Origin of the sequence: Rhizobium sp. BK602 (genome assembly GCF_014195095.1) — a bacterium.
In the GTDB taxonomy this organism is placed as follows: Bacteria; Pseudomonadota; Alphaproteobacteria; order Rhizobiales; family Rhizobiaceae; genus Rhizobium.
In genome coordinates this window covers 886,744-902,827 of record NZ_JACIBC010000002.1, presented here as the reverse complement: position 1 = coordinate 902,827, position 16,084 = coordinate 886,744, and the positions used below count along the sequence as shown (strand labels likewise).

At 62.2% G+C, this 16,084-nt stretch carries 11 protein-coding genes; 6 read left to right on the top strand and 5 right to left on the bottom strand.

Annotated elements, in window-relative coordinates:
- The first annotated feature begins 9 nt into the window (after positions 1–9).
- From FHX11_RS09945 to FHX11_RS09930, 4 genes are read left to right on the top strand one after another with little or no spacing between them, the layout of a single operon-like run.
- Positions 10–663 (top strand): ABC transporter ATP-binding protein, encoded by a 654-nt coding sequence (locus tag FHX11_RS09945; RefSeq protein WP_184357412.1) that lies wholly within the window; start codon positions 10–12, stop codon positions 661–663.
- A gap of 29 nt (positions 664–692) precedes the next feature.
- Positions 693–1,958, top strand: a complete 1,266-nt coding sequence (locus FHX11_RS09940) for a capsule biosynthesis protein (protein WP_184357411.1) — start codon at positions 693–695, stop codon at positions 1,956–1,958.
- Positions 1,959–1,978: 20 nt separating this feature from the next.
- Entirely contained in the window at positions 1,979–3,085 is a 1,107-nt protein-coding gene (locus FHX11_RS09935; RefSeq protein WP_184357410.1) for a hypothetical protein, read from the top strand.
- Between the two features lie 52 nt (positions 3,086–3,137).
- Positions 3,138–5,324, top strand: coding sequence for a glycosyltransferase family 2 protein (locus FHX11_RS09930; protein WP_184357409.1), 2,187 nt, complete (start codon positions 3,138–3,140; stop codon positions 5,322–5,324).
- 85 nt (positions 5,325–5,409) lie between these two features.
- On the opposite strand, the gene FHX11_RS09925 is transcribed toward FHX11_RS09930, so the two are convergent.
- The 3 genes from FHX11_RS09925 to FHX11_RS09915 form a co-directional block, all read right to left on the bottom strand.
- Positions 5,410–5,805 carry a cupin domain-containing protein gene (locus tag FHX11_RS09925; protein ID WP_184357408.1) on the bottom strand — a complete coding sequence of 132 codons (396 nt, stop codon included), beginning with the start codon at positions 5,803–5,805 and terminating at the stop codon, positions 5,410–5,412.
- A 104-nt stretch (positions 5,806–5,909) separates the two neighbouring features.
- A complete protein-coding gene (locus FHX11_RS09920; protein WP_184357407.1) occupies positions 5,910–9,371 on the bottom strand; it encodes a YhaN family protein in 3,462 nt (1,153 codons plus the stop codon).
- Position 9,372: 1 nt separating this feature from the next.
- Positions 9,373–10,608, bottom strand: coding sequence for a DNA repair exonuclease (locus FHX11_RS09915; protein WP_184357406.1), 1,236 nt, complete (start codon positions 10,606–10,608; stop codon positions 9,373–9,375).
- Positions 10,609–10,827: 219 nt separating this feature from the next.
- Between FHX11_RS09915 and FHX11_RS09910 the strand changes: the two genes are divergently transcribed.
- Together FHX11_RS09910 and FHX11_RS09905 are read left to right on the top strand one after the other, a co-directional pair.
- Positions 10,828–11,814, top strand: coding sequence for an aldo/keto reductase (locus FHX11_RS09910; protein WP_184357405.1), 987 nt, complete (start codon positions 10,828–10,830; stop codon positions 11,812–11,814).
- Between the two features lie 174 nt (positions 11,815–11,988).
- Positions 11,989–12,726, top strand: a complete 738-nt coding sequence (locus FHX11_RS09905) for an SDR family oxidoreductase (protein ID WP_184357404.1) — start codon at positions 11,989–11,991, stop codon at positions 12,724–12,726.
- Between the two features lie 91 nt (positions 12,727–12,817).
- Here the strand turns inward: FHX11_RS09905 and hupB are convergent, their stop codons facing one another.
- Both hupB and lon read right to left on the bottom strand, forming a co-directional pair.
- Positions 12,818–13,093 carry a DNA-binding protein HupB gene (hupB, locus tag FHX11_RS09900; RefSeq protein WP_184357403.1) on the bottom strand — a complete coding sequence of 92 codons (276 nt, stop codon included), beginning with the start codon at positions 13,091–13,093 and terminating at the stop codon, positions 12,818–12,820.
- A gap of 205 nt (positions 13,094–13,298) precedes the next feature.
- Positions 13,299–15,719, bottom strand: a complete 2,421-nt coding sequence (gene lon, locus FHX11_RS09895) for an endopeptidase La (protein ID WP_184357402.1) — start codon at positions 15,717–15,719, stop codon at positions 13,299–13,301.
- Positions 15,720–16,084 lie beyond the last annotated feature (365 nt).

Below are 16,084 nucleotides of genomic sequence, written 5' to 3'. Positions count from 1 at the left end.
AGACGCCCGATGATCCGCTTCAAGAACGTATCGAAATACTTCAAGACGCAGAGTGGCAGGAAAGTCATTCTCGACCGGGTGAACTGTGAATTCGTCTCGGGCTATTCCTACGGCCTGCTCGGCGTCAACGGTGCGGGAAAATCGACGACCATGCGGATGATCGCCGGCACGATGCTGGCGAATTCCGGCAGAATCACCAAGGATGTACGGGTGTCCTGGCCCCTGGGCTTTGCGAGCGGCTTCAATCCCTTCATGACCGGCAAGGCCAATCTTCATTTCGTCGCACGCGCCTATGGCGAGGATGTCAGGCGGGTCTCCCGCTTCGTCGAGGACTTCGCCGAACTCGGCGACTATATCAATGCGCCGGTGCGCACCTATTCCTCCGGCATGAGCGCGCGACTGGCCTTCGGGCTTTCCATGGCCATCGAATTCGACTGCTATCTGGTCGATGAAGTTCTCTCGGTCGGCGATGCCCGTTTCCAGGAACGTTGCCGCGCGGCATTCGAGAACCGGCGCAAATATTCCGATATCATCATGATCTCGCATAGTATGGGGATGATCAAAAAGCATTGTGATAAGGGTATGGTGCTCGTCGACGGCAGACTGATGGTTTTCGACAAGGTCGAGGAAGCCATCGAAGCCTATTATAGATTGAACAGGTAAGATGCCGCAGAGTGTCAACAAGGGTCCATATGGCGCACGATACCGGAAAGAGGTCTGATACCGTTGAGCTGACCGCTATCCAGCACAGCCGCGACGTTGCCGCGAAGCTGTCGGTGACGGCGCGCAAGCTGCGGTTTTCGACATCAAAGCGAAGCCAGCTTTTCAAGGCCGTCGGTCTACGCCCACGGCCGCTGGAGCAGCTCATCGGGCGCATAACCCTGGCATCCGTCGTCCTGATCCTGCTCATTCCGAACATCATCTCGATCTTCTACTTCACCTGCATAGCCGTGGACCAATATCAGTCCGAGACGCGCTTCACCGTCCGCTCCTCGACGCCGGCGCTCGGCAAGGACCAGCTCACCAAGGTTACCGGGCTGCCCTCGGCGCAAATCGTCCAGGACACGCAGATCGTCACGAATTTCATCACCAGCAAGGATATGGTGACCGCCCTCCAGTCGAAGCTCGACTTCCACAAACTCTACGGCAATCCGGACATCGATCCGCTGGCGCGGCTGAAACAGGACGCGACGGCGGAGAAGGTGGTCGACTACTGGGAAGACATGGTCTCGATCAAAACCGATGCGACCAGCGGTATCGTGACGGTCAAAGTTCGGGCCTTCTCAGCCGCCGACGCGCAGAAGGTCCTGCAGGCAGTCGTCGCGGCATCCGAAATCGTGGTCAACGACGTCAACAACCGCATATGGCGCGACGTCATCGCCACCGCCCAGGCCAATCTGGAGAACGCGAAAGACCAGCTGCAGAAATCACGGGAACAGCTCCAAGCCGCACGCAACCAGACCGGCATTCTGAGCGTCGCGGGGGCATCGACAATCCTGACGAGCCTGATCACGACCGTGCAGACGGACAAGATCAACCTTCAGCAGCGATACGATACGCTTCTCGGCAACGTCTCGCCCACCGCGCCGCAGATGCGGGTGCTGAAGCGGGAAATCGAAAGCAAGCAGAAGCAGCTCGACGAGCTGAACAGCCAGGTCGCCGGACAAAAGAACTCCGAGCAGAATCTCGCCGACGTTTCCGTCGACATGTCGCAGCGGGAACTGGAGCAGAGCCTTGCCGAGCAGCAGTTCGCCGCGAGCATGAAAACACTCGAACAGGTCCAGTTCGTCAGCAAGCAGCAGCTTCTTTATCTCGACACGTTTCTCGCGCCGAGCCTGCCGGACGAGGCGAAATATCCCAAGCGGGGGCTCTGGATCGGTGGCGTTCTGGCGGTGACCCTGCTGATCTGGGGCATCGTCGTCGGTCTGCTGGCGGCCTTGCGAAATCGTCTCGCGTGATGGCGTCAGATCGGCCCGCCATGGAGGTTATACGCAACATCATCTACGGATTGCTTCCCCGGCCGCAACTTTCCGCGGTCGCTTCGCGACATGCGGAGCCGGCTGCCAAGCGCCTGTTGATCCTGTCGCGCTACCCCAATCCGAGCGTCAGCTACTATCTGGACGAGCGAACCAAGGCGCTGTCCGATATCCCTGTTATCATGAAGGGGATCGACGAAGGCCTGGAGGATGTGGATGGCGACGGGCTTTTCGTCATCATCTGCCGCTATATCCGGGAACCGCAACTGCGCTGGCTCGAGGACAGGCGCGGCCAGCTGGCGGGCGTCGCCTATTTCGTCGACGACGATATTCCCGCCGTGCTCACGGGAGACGAGGCAAGCTGGCCTTATAAATTCACACTGCTCAATCTTGCCGTCCGGCCGCTGCCGCGCGTCAATCGTCTGCTCACGCATCTGTGGACCTCGACGGAAACCCTGGCCGACACCCTGGCAAAGGCAGGCCACAGGATCGAGATCCTCGCGCCGATGCCCGCCGATCAGCTACCAATATCGCCCGAGCCCAGCGAAGCGGCGCCGGCAACGCTGAAGATGATCTATCACGGGACCGGCGTTCACCGGCGCGAACACGAATTCCTGATGCCGATCGTCAGCGTGGCCATGAAAAGGCACACGGCATTGCATTTCGAGGTTTTTGCGGAAGGCAGCCTTGCGCGCCAATGGAGCCGCCAGGACATCGATGCGACGCGCATTACCGTCCATCCGCCCCTGCCCTGGTCGTCCTATCTCGAAAAGACCACCGACCATGGCGCCGACATCGCCCTGGCGCCGCTCCTGCGCGGGAAGACCAACAACAGCCGTTCGGATACCAAGCGGATCGATATCTGCCGCATGGGCGCGGCCGCAATATTTTCCCAGTGCCCGACATTCACCCGCTGCGCCGTCGCCGGCGAGATCCATGTCGGCAATACCGCGGAGGAATGGCTCGCTGCCATCGATCAGCTCGTGAGCGACACTGCTCTGCGGCTGACCGCGCGCAATGCCACGAAGGAATCCATTGGAAAAATGCGGCAAAGCGCAACGCCGACATTTCCGGGCATACGTTTCGATGCGCTCGGTGATATGGCTTGAAATCCGATCCTTATCATCACCGTTTGCCGGCTCCCTGGGTATTGAATTATCAATGACGATCAAGATTTTTCCGAATGACGACCTTGAACGGGAGATTTCAGCCGGCGCGAATTCCAATTTATGGAAATCCATCGGCGACGACCCCGCCTTCGAGATTCGGTTTTCTCCGGTTCGTAAGAAGCTGGTCGTCATTCATATCGTCGCAACGGACGAAGCCATAGACCCGAAATTCTATGTCAATCGCGGCCGTGGCTTCCGCGAGAAAGATACGGTTACGCTGCCGGTCGGACAGCGCTTCATCGTCACGGCGGATGTGGGCACGATCGGCACCATCTGCGCCCTGCGCGCCGACCCCGCCACCTTCCCGACCACGCTGCGCTTCGATGTTGCGGCCTTCTCTTCCAGCAAGGCGGCCGAGAAGCATATTGCCGCCCTGCTGAAAGCCGATGGGCAAGCGGAACGCGTGGATCTCGGCAAGCTGCCGCAATACTGGACGAAAATGCCAAAGCTTTCCTTGAGAAAGCGCTCGCCGAGCAGGACGATCCAATATGCGCAGGCGAGCTATCGCCTGGCCTCCGAACTGCCCGCACCCGCGGTTTCGGCCACCTCCGGCGCCTGGCTCAGCATCGTCGTGCCGGTCTACAACGCACCGCCACGCTATCTCGACGATCTCGTCCGATCCTTCGAAGAGCAGGGTGAAAAGGGCACCGAGCTCATTCTCAGCGACGACGGGTCGAATTCGCCGGAAACGCTACGCTGGTACGAGACGCAACGGCCGAAAGACAATATCCGCTCCGTCCTCAATGCCAGGAACGGCGGCATAGCGGCCGCCACCAATGCCGGGCTATTGCAGGCGCGCGGCCTCTGGGTTGCCTTGCTCGACCATGACGATGTGATCGCACCGCATGCCTTCAGTGTCATACGCCATACGCTCGAACAAAATCCCGATGCCAATTTCGTCTATACCGACGAGTTGGTGGTCGATGACACGCTGAGGCCAACCGGCCTGATGCTGAAACCCGCCTACGATCCCGTTCTGCTGACGGGCGTCAACTACATCAACCATTTCTCCATCTACCGCCGCAGCCGGCTTCAGGAGATCGGCTATCTGCGCACCGGCTATGACGGCTCGCAGGATTACGACCTTCTGCTGCGCTACCTCGATGGCCTGCCGGACGACACCGTTCTTCACCTGCCCTATCCGGCCTATTGGTGGCGGCGCAACGGGCGCACCTATTCGCGCAAGTTCATGAATGCTGCGACCACCCATGCGAGGAAAGCGCTTTCGGAGCGCTTTGCGCAGCGCCAACAGCCCATTCGTGTCGAGGAAGCGCTGACCGACACGCTGCATCGCGTCATGTTCGAACCTGCGGGCACGGCATGGCCGAAGATTTCCATCGTCATTCCCAGCAAGGATAATCTCGATCTGATTTCCCGGGTATTGCAGGATATCTTCGAACGCACGGATTATCCCGATCTTGAGGTGCTGGTCATCGACAACGGCTCCGCGGACAAGGCGGTCCTCGATCTCTACGACCACTACCGCCGGACCTATCCGCGGTTCTCGGCCACCATCACGCCGGAACCGTTCAATTTCTCCCGTTCGGTCAATCGCGGCCTCGCCGCCGCCACCGGCGAGCACTATCTGATCCTCAACAACGACGTCGAGATCATCGAACCAGGCTGGCTGAAGGAGATGGTGACCTGCCTCGCCTACGAGGGAACCGGCATCGTCGGCGCCAAGCTGCTTTACGGCAACAACAAGCTCCAGCATGCCGGCGTCATCGTCGGCTTCGGCGGGCTGGCCGGGCATTGGTACATGAACAAGCCCCGCGAATTCGGTGGCCCCATGAACCGGCTGCATGTGCGCAACTCCATGACCTGCGTGACGGGAGCCGTCATGCTGATTTCCGGAGACTGCGCGCGGGCGATCGGCGCTTTCGACGAAGAGAACTTCGCCGTCGCCTATAATGACGTCGACTATTGCCTGCGGGCCCACAAGGCCGGCTTTCGCATCATCTGGTCGCCCTTCGCCTGCCTCTATCATCATGAGTCGCTTTCACGCGGCTCCGACAAATCGGGCGAAAGGAAAAAGCGCTTCGAACGCGAGAAGGACAATTTGCGCAGGCTGCACGGCACGCAGACCTTCAGCGATCGCGCCCTCAATCCGGCCTATAGCCGGGACAAATCCGATCCCAAGATCCTGATCCCGACGAAGCTGCACATTCCGTCGATGTAGGCTCGGACCGTCGTGTGGGATCGGGCGGTTGGGCTAAGACCGTGGCCATCCGCCGGCAGCCGATGGCCCAGATCCTTGCCGAGCATTATGGGTGATATTGCTCGTCGCTCACCTGTTCCAGCCAGTCGGCGGCCTTGCCATCCTGCATTTCCTGAATGGCGATATGCGTGAGCGCGGTTTCCGGCCCGGCGCCGTGCCAGTGCTTTTCGCCGGGCTCGAACCAGAGGACGTCGCCGGCTTCGATTTCGCGGATGTCTCCACCCCAGCTTTGGGCAAGGCCCTTGCCCTCGGTCACCACCAGGGTCTGACCGAAAGGATGGGTATGCCAGGCGGTGCGGGCGCCCGGCTCGAAACTGACGCTGACGACCTGGACGCGGGCCGGTGCCGGCGCCTGCAGCAGCGGCTCCTGCCGCACGGTGCCGGTAAAATACTCGGCCGGCGGATTGAGAGACGGACGGGTTCCCTTGGGTCTGATCTGCAAAGTGTTCCTCCTGCTTCAAACGATGCGGCGCGAGCCGCACTCCCCCTCTTCAACCTATGTCATTTGACGACCTGATCAAGCGAGGAAAGAACTTCCAGTGGCGCTCAAAGCCGGATCAGATCCAGATCTCCGCCGATCTCCCGTTTGGCGATATCGACCAGGCTTGTCTCGTGGGTGAAGAGGATGGTTTGAAACCGCCCCGCCGTGCCGGCCAGCGCCTTCAAACCGGCGCTGACGCGCTCGTCGTCGAAGGTCTGGAAAATATCGTCGACGATCAGCGGCGCCGGCTCGTTTCGGGAGGAATAATCCTCAAGGAAGGCAAGCCGCAGCGCGAGATAGAGCTGGTCTCCCGTGCCCTCGCTCAAACCCGCCAGCGGCACCCGTTCGCCGCCGGAGCGCTCGGCCAGCAGCTGCAGCGTGTCCGTCTCGTCATGCTCCTCCACCAGCCGAGCGAAACGGCTGCCGGTCAGCAGCGAGAAGAGCTCGCCCGCTCGCGTGATCACCGGATCGGCCTGCTGCTCGCGATAGGCTTCCATCGAGCTTGCCAGCATTCGCGCCGCCAGCTTCAGCACCACCCATTGCCGCGCCAAGTCCTTGGCTTCCTGCTCGGCGGCAAGCTTTTCGAAAACCGCGTATTCGGCGCTGACGCCGGTCTCCATGGCGCGGCGCTGGCGCTGGTTTTCCGCGAGCTGTGCCATGAGCTCGCCATGGGCGGTGAACTGCCTGTGGTCGTCGGCGGAGAGGCGCTCGATCTCCAGATCGGCGGCAACGCGATCGAAGCCCGTCAGTTCGGCGCGGATAAGCTCCTCCCCGGTGCCATCGGCCTGCTGATGGAAGCGCTCGCGGCTTTCGGCCAGCCGGGCATTCAGGCGGGAGCGTTCGCGCAGCCGCAACAATAGCGCCGACCAATCCGTATCGAGCGACCAATCGGCGGTGAGAGCCGAGAGAGCCGCCTCGACCGTCGCAAGCGCCTCTGCGCAACGGACGGCCTGGCTCTCCGCCCGCTGGCGCTCCTCCTCCAGCCGGTCCTGCTTCTTCTGCTCGCCGCGCGCGGCATTGACACGGGCATGCAGAGCTTCCGCCGCGGCATCCGGCGGCAGATGATCGAGCTCATCGCCGGCAGTGGCGGCAAGCGTGGCCAAGCGCCGCTCGAAATCGGCCATGTCGCGCCGCATGCCGCTGACACGGCGATGACGGTTGTCATGTTCGGCCAGCGCGTCCGGCACCTCGGTCCAGGCTTTCAGCGCCGCCGACGCCATTTCCAGTGTCGCATCGGCGGACAGACCGAGCAGGAGGACGGCCTTGCCGAAAGCCTCGCGCCAATCCGCCTGGTGCCGTTCGATATCCCGCTGCTGCTCGCCAAGCCGCGTCAGCCGATCCCGCGCCGAGGCGATCTCGCCCTCACGCGTGCGGCTTTCGCTCCAGCGCTCCGACAAAAGACGAAGATGTTTTCGCAGGCCCTCCGCCATCGCACTCGGCGGCAGTCGGCCGCTCCGATAGCCGGTGGCCTCGGCCATATCCTGCAGGGCCGGCGAAACGCGTGCTTCCGCCAGAACGCTCTCGTCGCGCTGATCCGACAGATCGCGCAAGGCGCGGCGCTCGCGAAACAACAGATCGACACCGCGCCGCCATTCCAGCATCGCCGCCGGATCAAGGGCGGAGACACCCAATGGCTCGAAGAGCACGGCGAAAGCCGCCTTTGCTTTTGCCAGAACCTCTTCAGCCTGCCTAAGCCGCCCGGCAGCCGTCTCGCGCTCCTGCCGCAGCCGTTCCTGCCGCAGGCGATTGTCGGCGTGGCGAGAAACGCGATCCGCATCGCTCAGCGCCGCATCGGCGAGACGATCGGCTTCCGCGAGGCTCGTCGCAAAACTGGCGATGATCCGATCAGCGGCCGTGAGGCTCCCGCCCGACAATCCATCGCGGATCGATTGCCACTCGCCGTCGCGAGCCGCACGCGCACCGGCGATCTGTTCGCGCGTAACGATCGGGCCGCCGCGCTGCGCGTCCTCCAGCGCCTGCTCGATCTCCACCAACTGCTCGTCTTGGGCTCGCACCCTGTCGGAAGCTTCGCGAACCCCGGAGCGGGCCGCATCGAGCGTTTCTCGGTGGGCGACAATCTCGGCCGCATCCGGCAGCGGCACGGTAAAGAGCGGCTGGATATCACCGACCGGCGGGCGCAGGCGGGCGGCCGCCTCGGAGAGATCCGTTTCGATACGGCGTATCTGCGTTTCCAGCGCGTCGAGCCGGGCAAGGCTGGCGAGATCGCCGCCCAGGGCCTCCAGCTGATCGATGAAGGGCCGAGGATCGATCAGCTTGCCGGAGGCCCCATCCTTCTCGAGTGTCGAAAGCCGGTCGCGCTCACCATCCAGCTGCTCAGCGATTGTCTGGCGTTGAAGCGACAGCCGCCTGCCCTCCTCGACCAGTTCCGAGAGGCGGGCACGATCCGCGTCGCTCGGCTGCCGCTTTTCCAGCTCTTCGACATTCGAAAGGCCGAGGCGCCGGGAAAGCTGGGCAAGCGCCGCATCATAACCGGCCAGTTCCTGATCGACGCGCGGCAGGTCCTGACGCTGGCTGCGGTAATTGCCGGTATCGGCAAAGAGCTGGGTTATCTCATCGCCTATCCGCAACAGGGTTTCATCGAGATGGATCCGCGACAGGTCCTCACCGGTCCGCGCGACCGCCTGCCGGGCACGGCGCAGCTCGTCTTCGGCGGCGCGCCTGTCGTCCAGGTTTTGCTCGAGCCGATCGGCAAAGCTTTCCGGCATCGAGGCGAGATCGGCAAGGCTCTCCAGCGCCGCCATTTCGCCGTCGATCTCCGCCAGCAGCGGCTGCAGCGTCTTCAGCCTCTGCAGCCGCTCAAGGGCCCGCCGCGTCTCGTGGCGCTGGTGCTGGAGACGCTCGAGTTCGGCCTCCAGCTCCGCGGCCTCCGCCAGCAGCTTCTTCCAGTCGCCGGATTTCAGCTCATTGTCGCGTTCGGCCTTGCGGGCCTCGTCGTGGCGGTCCAGCGCCTGGTAGAAGCCGCGATCCTTGGAGCGGCGCGGCGCATAGATGCCGTCGGCCTCGCCTTCCAGCGATTGGCGCAGGCGCGATAGACCCGTGAGGCCGGACGCGGCCGAGAACAGCAGGCTGCCGATCTCGCCGCCGCTGCGCAGCATCGCCGCCGCGCCTTGCCGCAACCGAAGGGAATCGAGGCCGAAAGCACGCTCGAAGACGTCGCGGCTCAGATTGCCGAGGAAGGGCGCCAAGGCATCCTCGGCGAGCGGCGTCTCCTTGTCGTCGGGAGCGAGCAGCGTGTTCTTGCGCCCGCGACGGCGGCGGAAGGCAAGGCTTGCTCCATCGCGCGCCGTGAGCACCGCGCCAACGCGCAGGCTCGCCGGCTCGTGCAGGAAGCTTTGTTCGGCAGCAGTCGGAAAACCGAACAGCAGGTCAGAAATAGCGCTCAGCGCCGAGGATTTTCCCGCCTCGTTCGGTCCATAGATGACATGCAGCTTCGCGCCGGCGCGAAAATCGATCGTGCGGTCAGTCAGCGCGCCGTAGCGGAGGATATCGAGCCGGTCGAAGCGCATGTCAGCCCGCCCCCTGCCCGCGCGCCAGTAGCAATTGCCTCGCCTCCTCGATCAGGGTCTCGACGGTATCGTCCAACGGCAGTTCCGCCGCACCCAACCCGCCGGGCAAGCGCACCGCGATCTCGCCGACAAGCCGGTTGGCATCCGCCACGATTTCCGCATCGTCGGCATGGCCCGCCAGCAACTGGCCGAGATCGAGCATGCCCTCAGCATCGGCAATGGCGGCGGCCGGTGCCTCCAGCCGCAATTCCAGCTTTTCCAGCCAGATATCCTCATGAACGCGATGACACGCGGCCTCGACCTCGTCGCGCCATTGCTGGCGATTGGCGGCGATCGTCGCCTGCAACGGCGTGACACCGGAAAGCCTGACGCGTAGCGCCATCATTCGGCCGGCCATATCCCCGGCAAGCGGCTGCACGGCCTGCTCCACACGACGCAGGATCGCCGCCTGGTCATCCTCCGGATCGACCTCGATCTCGACCTGCGCGAACCGCGCCTCGTCGACGATCAGCCGCTCATGACTGATGCGGCCATCCTCCACCGTCACCAACACCGCGCCCTTGGCACCGCGTTCGCGGATGCTGCGTCCCTGCAGATTGCCGGGAAAGATCACCAGCGGATCGCTCGCGACCACCTCGAATTCATGCACATGGCCGAGCGCCCAGTAGTCGTAGCCGCGCGAGCGCAGGTCATCGACCGAACACGGGGCATAGGGCGCATGCGGCTCACGGCCGGTGAGCGAGGTATGCAGCACGCCAATGTTGAACCAGCCGGGAACCGCGGGTGGATAGGAAAGCGCCAGATTGTCGTTTGCCGAGCGTTCGGCAAAACCCTGCCCGTGCAGCGCCACCCGCAAGGCCTCCAGCCGGACGGAGCCGGGCCTGTTGGTGGGGAATTCATGAACGTTGGCAGGCAAGGTAATGGTCTTGGTGATGACGCTCGCCGCGTCATGATTGCCGCGCAGCAGATAGACGGGAATGCCAGCCCGCTCCAGCCGCGCCATTTCGCGATTGAAGAACAGGCCGATCTTGTTGTCCTTCCAGTCGCCGTCATAGACATCGCCGGCGATGAGGAAGAAATCGACCTGCCGTTCGATCGCCTGCCCCACCAGCGTCGAAAACGCCTTGCGGCTGGCCTCCACGAAAATCGACGCGACAGCCGCATCCTTCAGCGCCAGCCCCTGAAAAGGACTGCCGAGATGCAGGTCGGCGGCGTGGATGAAGCTGAAAGAGGCCATGGGCTCCGGTCGATGACAGATATCCGGCATCTCTTTTAGGGAAATGCGGGTGCGATGAATACCGGTCGGCGGCGATCATCCAACGCTTTCGTACATTGCCGGGCGCCGTCATACGCCTATGTCACGCAATTGCGATCCTGCGCCGACCCGATGCATGCTTGCCGCACCCCCTGACGGCTGCTACTGCACCGGCATTTCATCACGAACGGAGAGATTTTCATGAGACACCATGGTTTCGGGCGCATGCCCTTCACCGTCACCGATATCGGCTTCGGCGCCTGGCAGATTGGCGGCGCCTGGGGCGATGTCAGCGAGGCCGACGGACGCGCGGCGCTGAATGCCGCCCTCGACGCCGGCATGACCTTCATCGATACCGCCGATGTCTATGGCGACGGCCGCTCGGAAAAGATCATCGCCGATGTGCTGAAGGCGCGCGGCGGTGAGCGCCCGATGGTGGCGACCAAGGCCGGCCGACGGCTGAGCCCGCATGTCGCCAACGGCTACACCAAGGCCAATCTCGAAGGCTTCATCGACCGCAGCCTGAAGAATCTCGGCGTCGAAAGCCTGGATCTGGTGCAGCTTCATTGCCCGCCGACCGAGGTTCTCTATCGTCCGGAGGTCTTCGCCGGCCTCGACGAATTGCAGAAGGCCGGCAAGATTAGGGGATATGGCGTCAGCGTCGAGAAGGTCGAGGAAGCGCTGAAGGCGATCGAATATCCCGGCGTCGTCAGCATCCAGATCATCTACAACATCTTCCGCCAGCGCCCTGATCACCTGTTCTTCAAGGAAGCCAAGCGCAAGCAGGTCGCCATCATCGCCCGCGTGCCGCTCGCTTCCGGACTGCTGTCGGGCAAGATCACCCGCGACACGCAATTCGCCAGCGACGACCACCGCAACTTCAATCGCAACGGCGAAGCCTTCGATGTCGGCGAAACCTTTGCCGGTGTTCCCTTCGAGGTCGGCCTGCAGGCGGTGGAAGAGGTCCGCAAGCTGGTTCCAGCAGGCGCCAGCATGGCGGCTTTCGCGCTGCGCTGGATCTTGATGAACGATGCCGTCACCGTCGTCATCCCCGGTGCCCGCAATGCCGAGCAGGCAAGAGCCAATGCGGCAGCAGCCGACCTCGCGCCGCCGTCGGCCGACGTCATGGTGGCAACGCGGGAGATCTACGAGCGCCTGATCGCTCCGCACGTTCATCACCGCTGGTAAGCGGAGAAGCGTCGGGAAAAGGGTAGCCGTATTTCGATCCGGCCATCCCATGGATTATTTGCCCGCGACGACCACATAGCATTGACGACACGAGATCATTCGGGGCCGGAAAGCCTGCCCCGGAGGTTCTATGCCGAACCTCTTCCTGAGGGCGGAATTCAAGGAGGATATGCAATGAAAGTAGCGCTGGTGACAGGCGCATCCCGCGGGCTTGGCGCCGTGATCGCGCGGGAACTCGCGAAGGCCGGCTGGGCCGTCGCGGTCAATTATGCAAACGATACGCAAGGAGCGGAAGCCATCGCCGACAGTATCAGGCAAGGCGGCCGAACGGCTCACGCGGCGAAATTCAGCGTGATCGACCAGATGGCTCTTACCCACGGCCTTGAAGATATCCGCGCGACGCTGGGGCCGGTCGACCTGATCGTGAACAACGCGACCGGACCGCAGCCCGACATGCCCCTGATGGAGCAATCCTGGCGCAGCTACCTCGACCAGCTCGAATTCTTCGTCAAGGCGCCTCTGGAACTGCTGCAGGCCGTGCTGCCGGACTGGCGGGCACGCAAATCCGGCCGCGTCATCAATATCGGCTCGGAAATCGCCGAACTCGGCAACCCCTTTGTGGGAAACTATGCGGCGGCGAAGGGAGCCATGCTCTCCATGACCCGCTCCTGGGCCCGGGAACTCGCGCCCGAAGGCATCACCGTCAATCTGGTGGCGCCCGGCTGGATTCCGGTGGAGCGCCATGCCGGAGCGGCACAGCAGGCGATCGACACGTATCTGGGGCAGACACCCCTCGGTCGTTTCGGCACGCCGGAAGAGCTTGCCCACATGGTGGTATTCCTCGCCTCGAGCAAGGCGGATTTCATCACGGGCCAGAAATTCGCCGTCAATGGCGGCAGGACGCTTCTCTGACCAGAGGCAGCGCATAAAAAAGGGGCCCGAGAATCGGGCCCCCAATGTCCTCCACCCGCGGGGGAAATCCCCGGCGGCGGGCGAAAACCAATTAGCTGTTGACGGCGTCCTTCAGGCCCTTGCCGGGCGTGAACTTCGGCACGTTGCGAGCCGCGATGTCAACTTCAGCGCCGGTGGACGGGTTACGGCCCTTGGTGGCAGCACGGTGAGAAACGGTGAAGCTACCGAAACCTGCAAGACGAATGTCGCCGCCCTTCTTCAGTTCAGCCTGGACGGTATCGAAAACAGCATCAACAGCGGAAGCAGCGTCAGCCTTCGTAATACCGGCCTTCTCGGCCACTGCGGACACGAGCTCATTCTTGTTCATGTTTCCACCCCTTTCTACTGGTATGAAACGATCATCTGTAAGCGGGGCGCAGAATACGTATGCTCCAACCCGCCGCAACCCCCAAAAGCCCTGCAAATCAAGGAAAAGCAAGCGTCGCCAAAAGCTTTTCACAAAAAAAGACCGGCAGAATTGCCGGTCTTTTCACCTTTTGTGTCAATTTGGCGAAAACGAGGCGAAACCGCGCTTAATGCGCAATCGTCGCCCCGACATCGTCCACGCCCTCGACCGTTGCGATCACGGGCGTTTCGACGGTGCCATCCCACTCGATCGGCTCGGGCCTGCGGACCAGCGCATGCTTGATCACCTCGCCCATGCGGGATACCGGGATGATCTCCATGCTGTTCTTCACGTTGTCCGGAATCTCCGCCAGATCCTTGGCGTTCTCTTCCGGAATCAGCACCTTCTTGATGCCGCCGCGAAGCGCTGCGAGCAGCTTTTCCTTCAGGCCGCCGATCGGCAGCACGCGGCCGCGCAACGTGATCTCGCCGGTCATGGCGACATCCTTGGAAACCGGGATGCCGGTCATGATCGAAACGATCGCGGTTGCCATGGCGACACCGGCCGAGGGACCATCCTTCGGCGTCGCGCCTTCCGGCACGTGCACGTGGATGTCGCTCTTGTCGAAGAGCGGCGGCTGGATGCCGAAATCGACAGCGCGCGAGCGGACGTAGGAGGCCGCCGCCGAGATCGATTCCTTCATGACTTCCTTCAGGTTGCCGGTGACCGTCATGCGGCCCTTGCCCGGCATCATCACGCCTTCGATCGTCAGCAGCTCGCCGCCGACTTCCGTCCAGGCAAGGCCGGTGACGACACCGACCTGGTCGTCGCGTTCGGCTTCGCCATGGCGGAAGCGCGGCACGCCGAGATAGTCCGGGACGTTCTCAGCCGTGACGGCGACCGACTTGGTCTTGCCCTTGATGATCTCGGTGACCGCCTTGCGGGCGAGCTTCATCAATTCGCGCTCGAAGTTACGGACACCGGCTTCGCGGGTGTACTGCTGGATGATGACCATCAGGGCGCCGTCGGTGACCGAGAATTCGCTCGGCTGCAACGCGTGTTCCTTGATGGCCTTCGGCAGCAGGTGCCGCTTGGCGATCTCGCGCTTCTCGTCTTCGGTGTAGCCGGCGATACGGATGATCTCCATGCGGTCCATCAGCGGAGCCGGGATATTCAAAGTATTCGCCGTCGTGATGAACATCACGTCCGACAGATCATATTCGACTTCCAGGTAGTGATCCATGAAGGTCGAGTTCTGTGCCGGGTCCAGCACTTCCAGCAGGGCCGAAGACGGATCGCCGCGATAGTCCTGGCCGAGCTTGTCGATCTCGTCGAGCAGGAAGAGCGGGTTGGACTTCTTGGCCTTCTTCATCGACTGGATGACCTTGCCGGGCATCGAGCCGATATAGGTGCGGCGGTGACCGCGGATCTCGGCTTCGTCGCGAACGCCGCCGAGCGCCATGCGGACATACTCACGACCGGTCGCCTTGGCGATCGATTGGGCGAGCGAGGTCTTGCCGACGCCCGGAGGGCCGACGAGGCACAGGATCGGGCCCTTGATCTTCGTCGCGCGGGCCTGCACGGCCAGATATTCGACGATGCGCTCCTTGACCTTGTCCAGACCGAAATGATCCGCTTCGAGGATCTTCTCGGCATTGTTCAGATCGGTCTTGATCTTCGACTTCTTGTGCCAGGGGATGCCCAGCAGCCAGTCGAGATAGTTGCGCACGACCGTGGCTTCCGCCGACATCGGGCTCATCTGGCGCAGCTTCTTCAGCTCCGCATCGGCCTTTTCCTTGGCTTCCTTGGACAGCTTGGTCTTGGAGATGCGCTCTTCCAGTTCGGCCATCTCGTCGCGGCCTTCCTCGCCGTCGCCGAGTTCCTTCTGGATCGCCTTCATCTGCTCATTCAGGTAATATTCGCGCTGGGTCTTCTCCATCTGGCGCTTGACGCGCGAGCGGATACGCTTTTCGACCTGCAGGACCGAAATCTCGCCTTCCATGAAGCCGAGCGCCTTTTCAAGGCGAGCCTTGACGCTGGTGGTTTCCAGCATCTCCTGCTTCTCGGTGATCTTGATCGACAGGTGCGAAGCGACCGTATCGGCGAGCTTGGAATAGTCGTCGATCTGGCTGGCGGCGCCGACCACTTCCGGCGAAATCTTCTTGTTGAGCTTCACATAGCTTTCGAATTCCGAAACGACCGAGCGGCTCAGTGCTTCCAGCTCGACCGGGTCTTCCTGCGGTTCATGCAGGACATGTCCGAGCGCTTCGTAAAAATCCTCGCGTGCCGTGTAGGTATCGATCTCTGCGCGTGCCCGGCCTTCGACCAGCACCTTGACGGTGCCGTCGGGAAGCTTCAGGAGCTGCAGCACATTGGCCACCGTGCCGACCCTATGGATTGCATCCGGAGCGGGATCGTCGTCACTGGCATTGATCTGGGTGACCAGCATGATCTGCTTGTCGGAGCCCATGACCTCTTCCAGCGCGCGAATGGATTTCTCCCGTCCGACGAACAGCGGCACGATCATGTGGGGGAAAACCACGATGTCGCGCAACGGCAATACCGGATAGGCAGTGCTCTCAGTTGCCGCAGACGTTTTCTTAGTCATGTCATTTCCTTTCCGTCGTCCCGTTCCCGGGCTCTCTACCGGCTCTGGGAGTTAGCCGGCTCTCTCACTTGGGTTAGAAGTGGAGCTTCTCAGTATCTATTTCAAGTCGTGCAGGACGCGCCTGCCGCATGGCAGCCAAGCGCACATTTCACGAGAAGGAACGCAACAACAAACACCGACACCCGACTACTCGAACATTGTCGGAAACGCGATCGCCGGGGGCCGAAACCAGGCACGAACCATATGCAAGGACGATTCCGGAATCATGCCATCATGGCTGCGGCGGGCGATCTTCACAACCGGTTCGGACGGCGTTCCCATAAGCTTATCCCCTGACTTTATCAGGAAACCACACGCTTTTTCAA

What these genes read in the sequence shown, in the direction of transcription:
- FHX11_RS09945 (WP_184357412.1), top strand. Translation starts at nt 10, where the DNA reads ATGATCCGCTTCAAGAACGTATCGAAATACTTCAAGACGCAGAGTGGC.
- FHX11_RS09940 (WP_184357411.1), top strand. Translation starts at nt 693, where the DNA reads ATGGCGCACGATACCGGAAAGAGGTCTGATACCGTTGAGCTGACCGCT.
- FHX11_RS09935 (WP_184357410.1), top strand. Translation starts at nt 1,979, where the DNA reads ATGGAGGTTATACGCAACATCATCTACGGATTGCTTCCCCGGCCGCAA.
- FHX11_RS09930 (WP_184357409.1), top strand. Translation starts at nt 3,138, where the DNA reads ATGACGATCAAGATTTTTCCGAATGACGACCTTGAACGGGAGATTTCA.
- FHX11_RS09920 (WP_184357407.1), bottom strand. Translation starts at nt 9,371, where the DNA reads ATGCGCTTCGACCGGCTCGATATCCTCCGCTACGGCGCGCTGACTGAC.
- FHX11_RS09915 (WP_184357406.1), bottom strand. Translation starts at nt 10,608, where the DNA reads ATGGCCTCTTTCAGCTTCATCCACGCCGCCGACCTGCATCTCGGCAGT.
- FHX11_RS09910 (WP_184357405.1), top strand. Translation starts at nt 10,828, where the DNA reads ATGAGACACCATGGTTTCGGGCGCATGCCCTTCACCGTCACCGATATC.
- FHX11_RS09905 (WP_184357404.1), top strand. Translation starts at nt 11,989, where the DNA reads ATGAAAGTAGCGCTGGTGACAGGCGCATCCCGCGGGCTTGGCGCCGTG.
- hupB (WP_184357403.1), bottom strand. Translation starts at nt 13,093, where the DNA reads ATGAACAAGAATGAGCTCGTGTCCGCAGTGGCCGAGAAGGCCGGTATT.
- lon (WP_184357402.1), bottom strand. Translation starts at nt 15,719, where the DNA reads ATGACTAAGAAAACGTCTGCGGCAACTGAGAGCACTGCCTATCCGGTA.